The organism is Agrobacterium sp. El2ro-1b (assembly GCF_048298475.1).
Classification (GTDB): domain Bacteria; phylum Pseudomonadota; class Alphaproteobacteria; order Rhizobiales; family Rhizobiaceae; genus Agrobacterium; species Agrobacterium fabrum.
The window spans coordinates 1168662-1184519 of sequence record NZ_CP103459.1; the positions used below are offsets into that span (position 1 = coordinate 1168662).

General features: G+C 59.0%; 15 protein-coding genes and 1 tRNA gene. 12 read left to right on the plus strand and 4 right to left on the minus strand.

Translation table 11 applies throughout. The features are described from left to right. Positions 1-24 precede the first annotated feature (24 nt). A complete protein-coding gene (gene glpK, locus NYR50_RS19580) occupies positions 25-1524 on the plus strand; it encodes a glycerol kinase GlpK (protein WP_418137952.1) in 1500 nt (499 codons plus the stop codon). A gap of 6 nt (positions 1525-1530) precedes the next feature. On the opposite strand, the gene NYR50_RS19585 is transcribed toward glpK, so the two are convergent. Beyond that, entirely contained in the window at positions 1531-2391 is an 861-nt protein-coding gene (locus tag NYR50_RS19585; protein ID WP_174010682.1) for a LysR family transcriptional regulator, read from the minus strand. Between the two features lie 98 nt (positions 2392-2489). Here NYR50_RS19585 and NYR50_RS19590 point away from each other — a divergent pair, with 98 nt between their 5' ends. Next, positions 2490-3509, plus strand: coding sequence for a bile acid:sodium symporter family protein (locus tag NYR50_RS19590; protein WP_174010680.1), 1020 nt, complete (start codon positions 2490-2492; stop codon positions 3507-3509). Between the two features lie 62 nt (positions 3510-3571). Here the strand turns inward: NYR50_RS19590 and hspL are convergent, their stop codons facing one another. After that, positions 3572-4054, minus strand: a complete 483-nt coding sequence (hspL, locus tag NYR50_RS19595; protein ID WP_006312908.1) for a heat shock protein HspL — start codon at positions 4052-4054, stop codon at positions 3572-3574. A gap of 161 nt (positions 4055-4215) precedes the next feature. On the opposite strand from hspL, the gene NYR50_RS19600 reads away from it, so the two are divergent. Continuing rightward, positions 4216-4440, plus strand: a complete 225-nt coding sequence (locus NYR50_RS19600; protein ID WP_174010678.1) for a hypothetical protein — start codon at positions 4216-4218, stop codon at positions 4438-4440. Beyond that, entirely contained in the window at positions 4433-5374 is a 942-nt protein-coding gene (locus NYR50_RS19605) for an alpha/beta fold hydrolase (protein ID WP_174010676.1), read from the plus strand. Before NYR50_RS19600 ends, NYR50_RS19605 begins: the two co-directional genes overlap by 8 nt. A gap of 21 nt (positions 5375-5395) precedes the next feature. Here NYR50_RS19605 and hisN read toward each other — a convergent pair whose 3' ends face one another. Next, positions 5396-6172: a histidinol-phosphatase gene (gene hisN / locus NYR50_RS19610; RefSeq protein ID WP_174010674.1), complete on the minus strand. Its 777-nt coding sequence runs from the start codon at positions 6170-6172 to the stop codon at positions 5396-5398. Between the two features lie 317 nt (positions 6173-6489). Further along, a complete protein-coding gene (locus tag NYR50_RS19615) occupies positions 6490-7374 on the minus strand; it encodes an N-formylglutamate amidohydrolase (protein WP_006312898.1) in 885 nt (294 codons plus the stop codon). Positions 7375-7555: 181 nt separating this feature from the next. On the opposite strand from NYR50_RS19615, the gene cpdR reads away from it, so the two are divergent. From cpdR to NYR50_RS19655, 8 genes are all read left to right on the plus strand, one after another. Beyond that, positions 7556-7918, plus strand: coding sequence for a cell cycle two-component system response regulator CpdR (cpdR, locus tag NYR50_RS19620; protein ID WP_003497910.1), 363 nt, complete (start codon positions 7556-7558; stop codon positions 7916-7918). An 81-nt stretch (positions 7919-7999) separates the two neighbouring features. Further along, positions 8000-8074 (plus strand) — tRNA-Val (locus NYR50_RS19625). Positions 8075-8378: 304 nt separating this feature from the next. Then, positions 8379-9392 carry a substrate-binding domain-containing protein gene (locus NYR50_RS19630; RefSeq protein ID WP_418137953.1) on the plus strand — a complete coding sequence of 338 codons (1014 nt, stop codon included), beginning with the start codon at positions 8379-8381 and terminating at the stop codon, positions 9390-9392. Positions 9393-9463: 71 nt separating this feature from the next. After that, on the plus strand, positions 9464-10984 hold the full coding sequence (locus tag NYR50_RS19635) for a sugar ABC transporter ATP-binding protein (protein ID WP_418137954.1): 1521 nt from the start codon (positions 9464-9466) through the stop codon (positions 10982-10984). A 12-nt stretch (positions 10985-10996) separates the two neighbouring features. After that, complete coding sequence (locus NYR50_RS19640; RefSeq protein WP_418137955.1) at positions 10997-11998, plus strand: ABC transporter permease; 1002 nt, start codon at positions 10997-10999, stop codon at positions 11996-11998. A 41-nt stretch (positions 11999-12039) separates the two neighbouring features. After that, on the plus strand, positions 12040-13014 hold the full coding sequence (locus NYR50_RS19645) for a sugar-binding transcriptional regulator (protein WP_006312892.1): 975 nt from the start codon (positions 12040-12042) through the stop codon (positions 13012-13014). After that, positions 13011-14009 (plus strand): aldo/keto reductase, encoded by a 999-nt coding sequence (locus NYR50_RS19650; RefSeq protein ID WP_418137956.1) that lies wholly within the window; start codon positions 13011-13013, stop codon positions 14007-14009. The genes NYR50_RS19645 and NYR50_RS19650 overlap by 4 nt, the downstream gene beginning before the upstream one ends. 122 nt (positions 14010-14131) lie before the next feature. Continuing rightward, on the plus strand, positions 14132-15856 hold the full coding sequence (locus NYR50_RS19655) for an FAD-dependent oxidoreductase (RefSeq protein ID WP_418137957.1): 1725 nt from the start codon (positions 14132-14134) through the stop codon (positions 15854-15856). Positions 15857-15858: the final 2 nt, after the last annotated feature.

A 15858-nucleotide genomic window follows, 5' to 3' on the forward strand; every position in this document is an offset into this window, starting at 1 on the left:
TTGCGTCTGAAAGGGAGTGACATAATGGGCGGTTATATTCTGGCGATCGATCAGGGGACGACATCGACGAGGTCGATGGTCTTTGATCGCGACATGCGGGTGATCGGTGTCGGCCAGCGAGAATTTCCGCAGCATTTCCCGGCCTCGGGCTGGGTCGAACACGATGCCGAAGATATCTGGAAAAGCGTGCTCGAAACCATCCGGCTGGCGCTTGCCGATGCCGGCATCGCCGCTTCCGATATTGCGGCAATCGGCATCACCAACCAGCGTGAAACGACCGTGCTCTGGGACCGCAACACCGGCGAGGCCGTGCATCGCGCCGTGGTCTGGCAGGATAGGCGCGCCGCGCCGGTCTGCGAGGACCTGAAGCGCCGAGGGCTGGAGCCGCTGTTTTCGAAAAAGACCGGGCTGCTGCTCGATCCCTATTTTTCCGGCACCAAGCTGAAATGGCTTCTCGATAGCGTCAGCGGCCTTCGCGAAAAAGCCGTGAAGGGAGAAATCTGCTTCGGCACCGTCGACAGTTTCCTGATCTTTCGCCTGACTGGCGGCCGGCGTCATGTGACTGATGCCACCAATGCCTCCCGTACCTTGATCTACAATATCGAAGACAACGCCTGGGATGACGAATTGCTGTCTATCCTCGACATTCCCCGCGCCATGCTGCCGGAGGTGCTGGACTGCGCTGCCGATTTCGGCGTGACGGATAAGGCGCTTCTCGGTGCGGAAATTCCGATCCTCGGTGTGGCCGGCGATCAGCAGGCCGCCGTCATCGGCAATGCCTGCTTTGAGCCGGGCATGATGAAATCCACCTATGGCACCGGCTGCTTTGCCCTTCTCAATACCGGCACAGACCGGGTGGCATCCACCAACCGGTTGCTGACGACGATTGCTTACCGTCTCGATGGCGTGACGACCTATGCGCTTGAAGGTTCGATCTTCATCGCCGGTGCCGCCGTGCAATGGCTGCGGGATGAACTCGGTTTCATTTCGGTTGCGTCGGAAGTCAGCGCGCTTGCCGAAAAGGCCGATCCCAAGCAGCGTGTCTATCTGGTGCCGGCCTTTACCGGCCTTGGTGCGCCTTATTGGGATGCCGAGGCCCGCGGAGCGATTTTCGGCCTGACGCGCGGTACGGGACCTGCGGAATTTGCCCGCGCGGCGCTGGAAAGCGTTGCTTACCAGACCTTTGATCTTCTTGATGCCATGCGCAAGGACTGGGCGGGTGACAATGGCAAGACGGTGCTGAGGGTCGATGGCGGTATGGTTGCTTCCGATTGGACCATGCAGCGGCTGGCGGATATTCTTGCCGCCCCGGTCGATCGTCCGGTCTTTCTGGAAACGACCATTCTGGGCGCAGCCTGGCTTGCGGCCTCCCGCGCCGGCATCTGGCCGGACCGCAAGGCCTTTGCCGACCACTGGCGCCGTGACCGCCGCTTTAGCCCCGACATGGAAGAAGGCGAGCGGAAGAACGCGATCGCGGGCTGGCGTGACAGCGTTGGCCGTTGCCTCTCGAAACGGGACAATTGAGACGCGTTAGACGAAGCTGCCGGGTGCGATGCTCTTGCTGGACACGAGATCGGAAAGGGCGCGCACCAGCTTCGTATCCGTACCCTTGCTCGGCTGAAGCACGAATTCCACATCTTCCAGAGCTGGCAGCACACCCGCCGCAATTTCCTTGAGACCGGCGGGCGCCATGCTGCGGGGCTGCACCAGAATGCCCATGCCCGCTCTTGCCGCAGCGGTCAGTCCACTCAGACTGCCGCAGGTGCAGACGATCCGCCAGGAGAGGCCGGCCCGGTCCAATGCTTCCTGCGCCGCCTTTCTGGTAATGCTCGGCGGCGGAAAGGCGATGAGCGGCAGGGCATCCGGCTGGTTCAGCATGCGTTCTGGGTCGCGCGCCAGCCACACCAGCGGTTCGCGGTAGAGGAAATGGCCGAGCTTGTCGCCAAGACGGCGTTTGGCTAGCACCACATCCAGCTCGCCATTGTCCTGCATCTGGTAGAGTACGCCGCTCAGCGAAACCGTCAGTTCCAGATCCACCAGCGGATAAAGGCGGATGAATTCCTCCAGAATGGCTGTCAGCCGGCTGGCAACAAAATCTTCCGACACACCAAGCCTTAAGCGTCCGCGGAGGCGGTTTTCGCTGAACAGCGATGAAACCTTGCTGTCGATATCAAGCATGTTGCGGGCGTAACCGAGGAGCGCCTCACCCTCGCCGGTCAGTTTCACCTGATGGGTGCTTCGTGCGATCAACCGGCGGCCAAGAGTGGCCTCAAGCCTTTGGATATGCTGGCTGACGGTGGATTGGCCAATGCCGAGCCGCTCGGCAGCAAGCGTGAAACTGCCGGTTTGCTGAAGCATGACGAAGCTGGCAAGATGTTGAAGGTTCAGCATTATCTCAAATCATGATAACTGTTAATCTTTGCATCGGAAATCATGATGAGCGATAGTGACGCGCGTTTCAAGCAAAACCGATGCCGGAAAGACCTCCAATGACCCGCTTTTTGCCCGACCGTTTCACCATGATGCTGGTGGCCACCGTGATTTTGGCTTCCATTCTGCCGATCAGCGGCGAGCCAGCGGTGTATTTCGGACTTGCGACAAAACTCGCGATCGCTTTGCTGTTCTTCCTGCACGGCGCGCGGCTTTCGCGGGATGTGGTGATTGCAGGCATCTTGCACTGGCGGCTGCATCTGGCGATCCTTCTCGTCACCTTCGGGCTTTTCCCACTTCTCGGCGTAGCGATCGGTTTCATTCCCGAAAGCATCCTGCCGGCCCCGCTTTATATGGGTGTGCTGTTTCTCTGTGTGCTGCCGTCAACAGTGCAGTCCTCCATCGCCTTCACCTCCATGGCGGGCGGGAATGTTCCGGCGGCGATCTGTTCGGCCTCGGCTTCGAATATTTTCGGCATGTTCCTGACACCATTGCTGGTCGGCCTGCTGTTTACGGTCGGCGGCCATGGCGGCGGATTTTCGCTGGATGCATTCCTGCAAATCTTCCTGCAGCTGCTTTTGCCCTTCATTATTGGCCAGGCGCTGCAGCCGTGGATCGGCGAGTGGATCCGAGCGCGCAAGAAGCTTTTGTCGCCCGTCGATCGCGGTTCGATCCTGATGGTTGTTTATCTGGCATTTTCCGATGCCGTCATCGAGGGTATCTGGCACACGTTTTCTCTCCGCGATATCGGCGTGGTCATCCTCATCAACATCGTGCTGCTGGCGATTGTTCTCTGCGTGACGATGTTCGGCAGCCGTCTGCTCGGTTTCGACAAGGCGGATGAAATCACCATCACCTTCTGCGGCTCGAAGAAGAGCCTTGCCAGCGGTGTGCCCATGGCGGGTGCCATTTTCGCCGGCCAGAGCATTGGCGCGATCGTGCTGCCGATCATGCTCTTCCACCAGATCCAGCTGATGGTCTGCGCGGTGCTGGCCCAGCGTTATGCCCGCAAGGCGCATGAAAAGGCGGCGATCGCGGAAACGGCGGCTGCGGAAGGTGCGGCGGCGTCTGCTCGCTGATATGATCTCCGCAAACAAAAACGGCCCCGTAAAGGGGCCGTTCGTTTTACATGTCAGAAAGCTTAGTTGACCTGAGCCGGGGTAATCTGGGCTTCGATCGTCTTCGGCGCCTCGGCGCTGTCGGACGAGATCGCGATGCGGCGTGGTTTCATCGCTTCCGGAATATTGCGGACGAGGTCGATGTGAAGCAGGCCGTTCTTTAAGGAAGCGGTCTGGACTTCGACGTGATCGGCAAGCTGGAAGCGGCGTTCAAAGGCGCGGGTGGCGATGCCGCGATACAGGAATTCGCCCTCGGTCGTTTTTTCGTCCGTAGCCTTCTCGGCCTTCACCGTCAGTGCATTGGCGCGGGATTCGATGCTGAGTTCGGTTTCATCGAAACCGGCAACCGCCATGGTGATACGATAGGTGTTTTCACCTGTTCGTTCGATATTATAGGGCGGATAAGACTGCGCCTGTTCAGGCTGGCCGAGGCCGTCGAGCATCGAAAAAAGACGGTCGAAGCCGACGGTGGAGCGATAGAGGGGGGAAAAATCAACGTGACGCATGGTGTCCTCCTTGAGAAGCGACTGTTTGCGGTTAAGTCCGGCATCCCATTCTGGCGATGGCCGGACATTTCATGCGGTCCCGTTCTGGCGACCGCATGAAGAAAATGGGAATGGTCATGCGCGGCGTCAAGGGGCATGAAAAGACGAAGGCAACATGAACCATGGCTGAACATCCGGTTCCGGCATCGTTCAGTTTGAGAGCCATAAAACTGCGGTCATCGGAGGCATTCTCCGCCGGCAGAAGCAATAACGTCCCTTCTTCTTCTGTCTTATTCGCCGGAACCGCGACTGCTTTAACCGACGGTTCCGGCAATTTTTTCTTTGACCTTCCCGCGCCGCCGACCTATCCCGAAAGGGCAGAAAAGCCGGAAAAGACCGATGATTGAAGCCACATTGCGCGCCAGCGAAGACAACCCGGTTCCCGGCAACCACACCGTCGGATATTTTACCGGCCACGGCGGCAAACAGCTTCGTTATGCGATCTTTCGCGCCACCCGCTCCATTGCCCGGGGAACAGTGGTTCTGCTTCACGGCAGGAACGAATGTATCGAGAAATATTTCGAAACGGTCGCCGATCTGACGGCCATGGGCTTCTGGGTCGCGACATTCGACACGCGCGGGCAGGGCGGTTCCGAAAGGCTCCTGAAAAAGCCGGGCGTCGGGCATGTGCGGCGCTTTTCCGATTATCAGCGCGATATCAGCCTGTTTCTCGAGCAGGTGGTGCTGCCGGATACGCGGCTGCCATTCTTCATGATCGCGCATTCGACCGGTGCGCTTGCGGCCCTTGCGGCCGCGCCGGGCCTGTCGAACCGGATTGACCGTCTGGCGCTGTGTTCACCTTTCATCGAGCTGGATAGCCAGCAATCGGTTCCACCGTCCGTCATCCGGCTGGTTGCGAAGGCCTTGAGCCTTGTCGGTCTCGGCAGGGTTCAGCTTGGCAGGGACCAGCGCGAGCGGGATTTCGATGGCAATCCATTGACCTCGGACGCGAGGCGTTTTGCCAGGAATCTCGCTTTGCACCGGCAGTTTCCGGAACTGTTCATCGGCGCGCCGACGGCGCGCTGGGTCTATGAAGCGCTGAAGACCATGGGCCGCGTGACCCGTCAGGATCACCTGACGAATATTACCGTTCCAACCCTCATACTGGCGCCGATGCTGGATACGATTACGCCCTATAAGGCGCAGGAAGAGCTTTCGCGCAATTTCCGGGCAGCACAGCTTCTTCCGATAACCGGCGCGCGCCACGAATTGCTGCATGAGCGCGACGTTTTCCGCAAACAGGCGCTGGCGGCCATCGACGCGTTTTTCGCGCCGGAGTGATGGCCGCTTGAGCCAAGCTGCCTAGAGTTTCGAGAGAATGGCTAGGGCTTCTTCGTGCACGGCCTTGGAACCGGCGGCCAGAATGCGCCCACCATTTTCCGGGCGCCCGCCATCCCAGGTAGTCATGATGCCGCCCGCCTGTTCGATCACCGGGATCAACGCACCGACATCATAGGGCTTCAGTCCGGATTCGATCACCAGATCAACATGGCCGGCCGCGAGCAGGCAATAGGCGTAACAATCCACGCCGTAACGGAAAAGGCGGACCTGATCCTGCACCTTTTCATAAAGGGGCTTTTCTTCCGTGGTGAAGATATGCGGGGTGGTGGTGAACAGCACCGCATCCGAGAGAGACGCGCAATCACGCGTGCGGATTTTCTTTTCACCGTCGGGTCCGAAATACCAGGCGGCTTCGCCATCGGCGAAATAACGCTCTTTCGTAAAGGGCTGGTCCATGATGCCCATCGTGGCGCGGCCGGCCGACTGGAAGCCGATCAGCGTGCCCCAGACCGGCACGCCGGAAATGAAGGCGCGGGTGCCGTCGATCGGGTCGATGACCCAGATATGGTCGCGGTCGAGACCGACATTGCCGTGTTCTTCGCCAAGAATGCCGTGCTGCGGAAACCGTTCTTCGATGAGCGCGCGGATCGCGGTTTCCGCTGCCTGATCGCCTTCCGTCACCGGATCATAACCACCATCTTGCTTATTGGTGACGGCAATGCCCGTGCGGAAGCGAGGAAGCGTCTCGGCGCTGGCGGCATCGGCAAGTTTGAAGAAGAAATCCCGGTCGGGCAGCATGCGAAACCTCATCGCGTGGAATGGTGGCCTGAATTCTGTGGGCAATGCATAGACTGGAATCACATCCGCCGTCCACTCATACGCATACCGGAGCCCGCGTTTCCATATTTTCGGCATAAGCCTAAAAAATATGCAAATAATAAAATGATTGACAATTGTGCAGTTACTGCGTAGCGTGACCCTGCAGTCTTTGACTGTAAATACCCTCCTTGGGTGTTTCCTCCCTAGACTTGACCGCGCTCAGGCGCGGTTTTTTTTGCCCGGCGCGCGGCCAGGCACTCCAGGGAAGGTGTTGAAATAGCGCATAATTCGAGGTGCTATTCGGCGGCGAGCGAGGTTTCGATCGCGTATTCCGAAACGAAGGCGCCGAGCTGGCGCATGAAGATTTCCAGCGATGCCTGAATGGCGGGGAAATCGGCTTTTTTCAAAAGCGTCTTTTCATCCACGTAAAGCGCCCGGTTGACCTCGATCTGCAGCGCATGCAGCGAACGGATCGGCCGGCCATAATGCTCGGTGATGAAGCCGCCGGCATAGGGCTTGTTGCAGACGGCGACGAAACCCAGTTCCTCGAGAAAATGCAGGGCGGCGCGGGATACTTCCTGGGAAGCGCTGGTGCCGTAGCGATCGCCGATGATCACATCGGGCTTCAGGTTCGATCCGGCGACGCGGATATTGCCGGGCATGGAATGGCAGTCGATCAGCACCGCCATGCCGAAATGGGCGTGGGTGCGCGAAAGCAGTCGGCGCAGGCAGGCGTGATACGGCTTGTAGATCGTCTCGATCCGCGCCAACGCCTCGTCCACCGGCAGGCGGTGGGCATAGATATCCATATTCTCCGCAACGATCCGCGGCACGGTTCCAAGTCCGCCGGCAACACGCATGGAGCCGATATTGGCATAAGGCGGCAACGTGCCCTCGAACATGCGGGGATCGAGCTCATAAGGCTCGCGATTGACGTCAAGATAGGCCCGCGGAAAATTGGCCTTCAGAAGCGGCGCGCCGATCTCGGGCGCTGCGGCGAACAGCTCATCGACGAAATGATCCTCGGAGCGGCGAATCTCATGCGAATCGAGCCGTGCCGATTCCAGGAAGGAGATGGGATAGCAGCGGCCGCTATGTGGGGAATTATAGACAAATGGCAGGGTTTGAACGGCAGGTTCCGTTACTTCGAACAGCTCATATTCACCCGTCACCCAGTCCATTCAGTGCTATTTACCATGTCGCAAACTATCAGGATGTTCATGTTGCCAGTTACGGTGCGGCAAGTCCATACTATCGCCCAAACAGCGCTATACCGATTCACGCGTTCACAGGATATTTACCGTGAAAATCCTATAATCGGGCTAGGATATTCCAAACATTGAGCAGTTACGGTCACTTATGATGAATCAGAAAATTCTTCTCGCTGAAGACGACAACGATATGCGCCGCTTTCTCGTGAAAGCGCTGGAAAAAGCCGGTTACAAGGTTTCTTCCTTCGACAACGGCGCCAGTGCCTATGACCGGCTTCGCGAAGAGCCTTTTTCGCTGCTGCTAACCGATATCGTCATGCCTGAAATGGATGGCATCGAGCTTGCGCGGCGCGCCACCGAACTCGACCCGGACCTGAAGGTGATGTTCATCACCGGCTTCGCAGCCGTTGCGCTCAACGCCGATTCGAAGGCTCCGAAGGATGCCAAGGTGCTTTCCAAGCCGTTCCATCTGCGCGATCTTGTGGATGAAGTGAACAAACTCCTTGTGGCGTAAGGCCTCTCAAAAAACCTTCACAAAACCGAAAAAAAGCAGTTGACGCATGAACCGGTTTTGTGGTCTATCCGCCGCCACGGAGGGCGTGTAGCTCAGCGGGAGAGCACTACGTTGACATCGTAGGGGTCACAGGTTCAATCCCTGTCACGCCCACCATCCGAATTCATGAAAAGGGTTTCTGAGCAATCAGAAACCCTTTTCTCGTTTCTGGTTCAGCCATGGCCCAGACTGTCATATCCCTGAGCTATTCAAGTCATCGATTGCGCATGTCGTCATTTCCGCGGCCAGTGTCTGTAGCGGGTAGCCCGGTGCACTCCGTGTACCGCAATAAATTTCATCACTAAAAATAAAATTCAAAGCTGTTGACGCAGCCGGGTTTTCCGGCTACCTCAAGTGACATGCAATAAATTACGAACATCGAAATTTATTGCGATTAAGTCATTGTCCTTGGGAGGGGAATATGTTGGCTTTTCTGAAATCGACCGCTGCTGCGAGTGTTCTGGCCGTAGCGATGAGCGCTGCTGCAACAGCGCCGGCCACCGCTGCAGGTAAACTCGCCTGCGAGCCGGGTGAGACCTATGTGATGAACGTCATGGTTTCCAGCCACCCCTATTGGGTGCCGGTCTTCGAGGGGTTCAAGCAGGCCGCCAAGGCGCTGGGCTGCGAGGCTGTCTTCACCGGTACGCCGGAATATGACATCACCAAGCAGATCGCGTCCTTCGAGCAGGAACTGGTGAAGAAACCGAAAGGCATTCTGCTGCACCCGATGCAGGCTGATCCCTTCATCGAGCCCATCAACAAGGCAATTGCATCAGGTGTTTCCGTGACGACCTTCGCGGCGGATTCTCCGAAGTCGAAGCGCACCGCCTATATCACTTCTGATAATGTTGCCGAGGCGAAATTTGCGGCTGACGAGATCGTCAAGAAGCTCGGCGAAAAGGGTGAATATGCAGTTCTGGAAAATCCGGGCCAGAGCAATCATGATCTGCGCGTCACCGCCCTTGTCGACTATATGGGGCGCACCTATCCTCAGATGAAGCTGGTCGGCCGGCAGGCGACGAACCAGGACGCCAACGTCGCCTATCAGGCGGTCGGCGCTCTCCTGCAGGCAAACCCCAATCTGGGCGCGCTCTGGATTCCTGAGGCCGGCTCCGCCGAAGGTGCGACGACTGCGGTTCTGGAAGCGAAAAAGAAGGTCCTGATCCTGCACGCGGATATTACGCCGGCAACGCTGGAACACATCAAGCAGGGCAATATCTATATGTCCATCAATCCCAACCAGGGGGTTCAGGGTTTCATGGGTTTCATGAACACGTTTCTGGGCGCCCATTCGGACCTGATCGACCCGTTCAACGACTATAAGGTCTCCGGCTTCAACCCGATGCAGGTACCATCGATGGATAATGGTTTCGCTGTCATCACCAAAGCGAACGCCGCTTCCTTCGATCTCAATGAGTATATGAAAGGACGCTGAGGCGTCGCTCAAAAAAACCGGCGAGGTTTTGGCCTCGCCGGTCACGAGGGAAGCAGGTTCGGGAGGGCGTTATGGGTGAGGTCATTCTCAGCATGACGAATATTCACAAGGCGTTCGGGCCTGTGCGGGCATTGCGGAGTGCCGCACTCGAACTGCGGCGCGGCGAAATCCACGCGCTTGCTGGTGAAAACGGTGCGGGTAAGTCGACGCTGATGCATATTATCGACGGCATTCTGCAGCCGGATGGCGGGGAAATCCTGCTGGATGGCAAGCCGGTTCGCATATCGTCGCCAAATGCGGCAAACAGGCTCGGCATCGGTTTTGTGCATCAGGAGATTGCACTCTGCCCGGAGATTTCGGTTGCCGAAAATATGTACATGTCGGAGACCGGCCAGAGCCGCTCCTGGTTCATGAATTATCGCGATCTGGAAAAACGGGCGGCAACGGTGCTGCGGGAGATCGGCGATATCGATCCTGCCCGCCGAGCCGGTGACCTGTCGATTTCGCAGCAGCAGATCGTCGAGATCGCCAAGGCACTGACGCTCGATTGCCGTATCCTGATCCTCGATGAGCCGACGGCGGCGCTGACCGAGACCGAGGCCCAGACGCTTTTCAAGATCATGCGCCGGCTGGCGGCGCGCGGCATCGCCATCATCTATATCTCCCACCGCATGGCGGAGATTTTCGAACATTGCGACCGCATCACGGTCATGCGCGACGGCTGCCATATCAGGACGGAAAATATTGCCGAAATCTCTCCCGAAGAGGTCGTCAACAGCATGGTGGGGCGCGTGCTCGACAAGCTCTATCCGGCGAAACTGGCGGATGATGAAAAATCGGATGAGGTCATTCTTTCGGTTCGGGGACTGAACGAAGGAAAGCGTGTTTTCGACGTCGATTTCGATCTGCGGCGGGGCGAGATCCTAGGGTTTGCCGGGCTGATCGGTGCGGGCCGCAGCGAGATTGCACGTGCCGTCTGCCGGCTGGAAGGAAAGCCGAAAGGTGAAGTCGCGCTGCGCGGCCGGTCGCTGAAGCTCAGGGATTATCGCGACAGCATCCGCGAGGGGATCGTTTATCTCTCCGAGGATCGCAAGGGCGACGGATTGTTCCTCAACATGTCCATCGCTGCCAATGTCTCGGCGCTCGATATTGGCAGGATATCGAACGGCATGGGTTTCATCGAGCGGCGTAAGGAAATGAAGCGCGCCGATGAGTTGGGACGCCGGCTGAAACTGCGGGCGAACAGCGTCGGTGACGCGGTATCGACCTTGAGCGGCGGTAACCAGCAGAAGGTAGCGCTGGCCAAGATGCTGTCGGTGGAACCCCAGGTCATCTTTCTGGATGAGCCAACCCGCGGGGTGGATGTGGGCGCCAAGGCGGAAATCCACCGTCAGATCCGGGAGCTGGCGCGTGAAGGCGTTGGCGTGGTTGTCATCTCCTCGGAGCTGCCGGAACTCATCGGTGTCAGCGATCGTGTGCTTGTCGTGCGCGAGGGGCGCATCACCGGCGAGGTCGAAGGGGACGACATGACGGAGGAAAAGATCATGCAGTTCGCATCGATCACTATCATGCAGAATGCGGCGGAAGCCTGAGGGAGCGGGAAAATGGCAACATCGGAAACACCTTCAAGCCTTGCCGAGACGGCGGTTCGCCGCACGGCCTGGTGGGAGCCGGCGATCAAGGCGCGCGAAACCGGGCTGATCGTCATCATTCTCGCCCTTTTTACAGTGATGTCGTTCATATCGCCCTACTTCCTGACGGTGGACAATCTGCGGGCCATGGCCATGGTCTTCGCCATCGAAAGCATCGTCGTGGTGGGCATGACGATCCTGCTGATCTCGGGTGGTATCGATCTTTCCGTGGGGTCCGTTACAGCACTTGCGATGGTGGCGGCCGGCTGGCTGTTCCTCAACGGTGTCGATCCCTGGGTCGCGGCAGGTCTTGCAATCTGCCTCACGACATTGGTCGGCATGGCAATGGGATTTCTGACCACCGTCGTTGGCCTGCATCATTTCATCGTTTCGCTCGGCGTCATGGTGATTGCGCGCGGTGTTTGCCTCCTGGCAACCGGCGGGCGGCCGCTGGGGCTCTATTCCCTGCCGCCGGAATTCAAGTTCATCGGCCAGGGCGCGCTTGGCGGCATTCCGCTGGTGCTCATCATCTTCTTGGTTGTGGTCGTTGTCTTCGACCTGCTGCTGCGGCGCACGACCGCCTTCCGCAAGGTGTTCTATACCGGCAGCAATCCCAAGGCAGCGGCCTATTCCGGCATTTGCGTCGGCCGGGTGGTGTTTGCCACGACCACGCTTTGCTCGATGTTGTGCGGCGTTGCCGGCGTCATCTACATGGCCCGCTTCGGGTCCGCCCAGCCGAGCTTCGGCGTCGGCATGGAACTGAATGTCATTGCAGCGGCGGTCATCGGCGGCGCGAGCCTTTCCGGTGGCTCGGGCACCATTCTAGGTGCCATCCTCGGCGCGATCCTTTTGTCCGTCGTTTCCAGTTCGCTTGCCTTGCTCAACGTGTCTGTCTACTGGCAGGACATCATCAGGGGAAGCATATTGCTGGCCGCGGTCCTGTTCGACCACTATCTGGTCAGGCGCCGCCGTTGAGCGCCCTTCGTGCACCCGAGGGTAACTGGAGAAAGACGATCATGCTGGATATCAAGGACGACTTCGACCAACAGCGGCAGATGTATTCCGTCCTGGTGCTGCATTTCATCGAGGGGGTGAAGCAGTCGGAGATCGCCGAGCGTATGAATCTTTCCCATACCAAGGTGAACCGCATGATCGCGGCGGGCCGTAAGGCGGGCATGGTGAAGATCACCATCGCCAGTCCCTATCAGCGGCTGGTGGACCTCGAAAACGAGATCAGCCGCCGTTTTGGCCTCACGCAGTCGGTGGTGACGCCAACCGTCTCCGACAATCCGGAAACCGTCTTGCAGATGGTTGGCCGGGTGGCCGCGAACCATTTACTGGAGACAATCCGGGATGGGGACGTGATCGCGATTACCGGCGGCAAGGCGGTCAGCGCCGTCGTTGATAATCTGGAGGCGGAGCGGCGCTTCGACGTGCGGGTGGTGCCGCTGACCGGCGGCGTGCAGGGCAAGCATTATACCGATGTCAATCATCTCGCCACGCAGCTTGCGGAAAAGCTCGGCGGCAGCGCCTCTCTCCTGCATGCGCCGCTGTTTGCAGAGGATGAGGAACAGCGCGATCTGCTGATGAATGTCGCGTCGATCCGCGAAGTGTTCGACTTAGCGCGGCAGGCGCAGGTCGCACTGGTCGGTATTGGTTCGGTGGAGGCGCCTGGCTCTGGGTATTACGATCTTCTGCCGGATGCGGCCCGTGGCGGGCAGGCGCTGATGGATGTGGGCATTGCCGGTGAATTCCTCGCTCATCTCACCATGGCGGACGGGCAACTGGCGCGGATCGATCTCAATTCGCGTGTGGTGGCGCTGGACCCCAGGCAGCTTGCCCGGTGCCCGAACATCATCGGCGTGGCGGCTGGCGCCATCAAGGCCGGACCGGTGGCGGCCACGCTTGCCGGTCGTTATCTGACCTCGCTCGTCGTGGATGAGGCGATTGCCAGTTATTTATTGAATCAAGGGGAAGGGGAAACGTCGTGACGGAGAACGCAATATTGACCCGGACGATCGGCGGCAGCGGCATCAGCGCATCCGCCGTGGGGCTTGGCACCTGGGCCATTGGCGGCTGGATGTGGGGCGGCACCGATGAGCGGCAATCCATTGCCGCCATCCAGGCCTCCATCGATGCCGGCATTTCCCTGATCGATACCGCCCCGGCCTATGGCATGGGGCTTGCGGAAACCATCGTAGGCAAAGCGATTGCCGGCCGGCGCGACAAGGTGGTGCTGGTCACCAAATGTGGTCTCGTCTGGCATGTGAACGAGGGTGCCTATTTCTTCCATCAGGATGGCAAACCTGTTCACCGTTATCTCGGTGCTGCTTCGATCCGTTACGAGGTCGAAGAAAGCCTGAAGCGGCTCGGAACCGATTACATCGACCATTACGTCACCCATTGGCAGGACGCCACGACGCCCGTTGCCGAGACGGTCGAGGCTTTGGTACGGCTGAAGGAGGAGGGGAAGATCCGCTCCATCGGCGCCAGCAATGTCTCGCCTGATGATCTGGAGGCCTATATTTCCACCGGCGCGCTGGATGCCATTCAGGAAGAATATTCCATGGTGAAGCGTGATATCGAGAAGACGCTTCTGCCGCTTTGCCGGAAGAATTCTGTCTCCGTCCTCAGCTATTCGTCGCTGGCACTCGGCCTTCTCTCAGGCAAGGTCGGGCCGGAACGGGTGTTTGCAGAAAATGATCAGCGCCATGGCAATCCCCGTTTCAGCCAGGCGAACCGTCAGAAGATCGCGCGGTTGATGGCGGTGCTGGAACCACTGGCGGCCACGCATGGAGCGTCGGTCGCGCAGGTGGTGATTGCCTGGACGATTGCCCAGCCGGGCATAACCTTCTCGCTGTGCGGCGCGCGCGATCCGGCGCAGGCTGTGGAAAACGCCGCCGCCGCCCGCCTGCGACTTAAAGAGAGTGAGCTGGCCCTCATCAGCGCTGGCGTTACCGAACATCTTGTCGGGCTCGATAGCTGAAACATCCCGGTAAGGCGGGGCTCCTGGCGAACAGCACATAATTTTCGCCTCCCGTCTTCTCCGTCGCACTAAACGATCAACACCATTGGGACGCTGGTCATTAGCCAGCGAACGGTATTCCTATGCCCAGTTTTCGCGAGGACGCTCTTAGCCGTATCCGGCACGACGGTGATTTCGACGCCGTCGTCATCGGTGGCGGTATCAACGGCATTGCCGCCTATCGCGATCTCGCCCTGCAGGGGTTGCGGGTGCTGCTGGTCGAGCGCAATGATTTTTCCTCCGGCTGTAGCGCAGCGCCCTCGCGCATGATCCATGGAGGCCTGCGTTATCTCGAAAATGGCGAATTTGGCCTCGTGGCGGAATCCCTGCGTGAGCGCGATGCTCTTTTGATACTGGCGCCGCATATGGTGCAGCCGCTGCCGACGACGATCCCGATTTTTTCGATGTTCAGCGGCCTGTTCAACGCGGCGGCCACATTTTTCGGCTCCGGCGGCAAACCCGCTAGCCGGGGAGCGCTCGCCATCAAGGCGGGCCTTACCCTCTATGACTTCGTTACCCGGAAGAACCGCCTCCTGCCCCGCCACGAGTTTCGCGGCGCCGGCAAGACGTTGAAGCGCTGGCCGGGCCTGACGCCTGACATCAGATATTCGGCCACCTATTACGATGCGTGGATAAGCCAGCCGGAGCGGCTTGCCCTGGAACTGCTGATCGATACCTCGGCCGACGCGCCGCAAAGCATCGCGCTCAACTATGCGGAGCTTATCCGCAACGGCGACGAATATCATCTCCGGGCAGAGGAAACGGACGAAACACTGCCCATCCGGCCGCGCATCATCGTGAATGCCACGGGCGCATGGATTGACGAAACGATCGGCACGCTCTCCGCCGCCCCGGCTGCGGAAAAGCAGAAACCAACCGTTTCCGGCACCAAGGGATCACATCTCATCATCGCCAATGATGCGCTCCTCAAAGTGTTAAACGGTCATATGATTTTCTTTGAGAACGCGGATAACCGCGTCTGCATTCTCTTTCCTTATCTCGGCCGTGTGCTCGCGGGGTCGACCGATATCAAGGTGGATCGCCCCGAGCGGGTGCGATGCGAACCGGAAGAGCGGGATTACATTCTGGACGCGATCCGACAGGTCTTTCCGGATATCACCGTCGATCCCTCGGACATTGTCTTCAGCTTCAGCGGCATACGCCCGCTGCCGCGCAGCGATGCCGCTTTTACCGGGAGAATTTCCCGCAGCCATTTCATTCACCGTGTCGCCGGTGATCCACCGCAGCTTTGCATGATCGGCGGCAAGTGGACGACCTTCAGGGCCTTCGGCGAACAGGTGAGCGATGAGGTTCTGACGTTCTTCGGGCGCAAGCGGTTGACCGGCACGATGAACCGCCCGATCGGCGGCGGCAGGAATTTCCCCATCGGTGCAGGACGCCTGCCCGCTTTGCTGTCGGAGCAGTTTTCAATCGACCGGCCCCGGGCGGAGCATCTGGCCCTGGCTTATGGCACTCGTGCCTTCGAATTGATGGGTTTTTGCCGGGGACGGGTGGATGACGCGCCGCTTTCGGAAAAATCGCCGATAACGGTCGCTGAAATCCTCTGGCTGATCCGCTGCGAACATGTGCGGTACCTGACGGACCTCATTCTACGACGCACGACACTCGCTATCACCGGCCTCATCGATGCCGATCTGATCGACGCTATCCTGGGCGTCGCCGCGCGCGAATTGGGCTGGACATCCACCCGGGCCGCCGTGGAACGGCAGCAGCTCACTCAGGAGCTGGAAACTTTTTACGGGGTCACCCCGGCAATGCTTCAAAACAGATGCAAGGAGAATGCATGATG

Excerpts from the sequence above, each read along its gene's own strand:
- NYR50_RS19585 (WP_174010682.1), bottom strand. The coding sequence starts at position 2,391 with ATGCTGAACCTTCAACATCTTGCCAGCTTCGTCATGCTTCAGCAAACC.
- NYR50_RS19605 (WP_174010676.1), top strand. The coding sequence starts at position 4,433 with ATGATTGAAGCCACATTGCGCGCCAGCGAAGACAACCCGGTTCCCGGC.
- NYR50_RS19600 (WP_174010678.1), top strand. The coding sequence starts at position 4,216 with ATGGCTGAACATCCGGTTCCGGCATCGTTCAGTTTGAGAGCCATAAAA.
- NYR50_RS19655 (WP_418137957.1), top strand. The coding sequence starts at position 14,132 with ATGCCCAGTTTTCGCGAGGACGCTCTTAGCCGTATCCGGCACGACGGT.
- NYR50_RS19590 (WP_174010680.1), top strand. The coding sequence starts at position 2,490 with ATGACCCGCTTTTTGCCCGACCGTTTCACCATGATGCTGGTGGCCACC.
- NYR50_RS19635 (WP_418137954.1), top strand. The coding sequence starts at position 9,464 with ATGGGTGAGGTCATTCTCAGCATGACGAATATTCACAAGGCGTTCGGG.
- NYR50_RS19645 (WP_006312892.1), top strand. The coding sequence starts at position 12,040 with ATGCTGGATATCAAGGACGACTTCGACCAACAGCGGCAGATGTATTCC.
- cpdR (WP_003497910.1), top strand. The coding sequence starts at position 7,556 with ATGAATCAGAAAATTCTTCTCGCTGAAGACGACAACGATATGCGCCGC.
- NYR50_RS19630 (WP_418137953.1), top strand. The coding sequence starts at position 8,379 with ATGTTGGCTTTTCTGAAATCGACCGCTGCTGCGAGTGTTCTGGCCGTA.
- glpK (WP_418137952.1), top strand. The coding sequence starts at position 25 with ATGGGCGGTTATATTCTGGCGATCGATCAGGGGACGACATCGACGAGG.
- NYR50_RS19640 (WP_418137955.1), top strand. The coding sequence starts at position 10,997 with ATGGCAACATCGGAAACACCTTCAAGCCTTGCCGAGACGGCGGTTCGC.
- NYR50_RS19615 (WP_006312898.1), bottom strand. The coding sequence starts at position 7,374 with ATGGACTGGGTGACGGGTGAATATGAGCTGTTCGAAGTAACGGAACCT.
- hspL (WP_006312908.1), bottom strand. The coding sequence starts at position 4,054 with ATGCGTCACGTTGATTTTTCCCCCCTCTATCGCTCCACCGTCGGCTTC.
- hisN (WP_174010674.1), bottom strand. The coding sequence starts at position 6,172 with ATGCTGCCCGACCGGGATTTCTTCTTCAAACTTGCCGATGCCGCCAGC.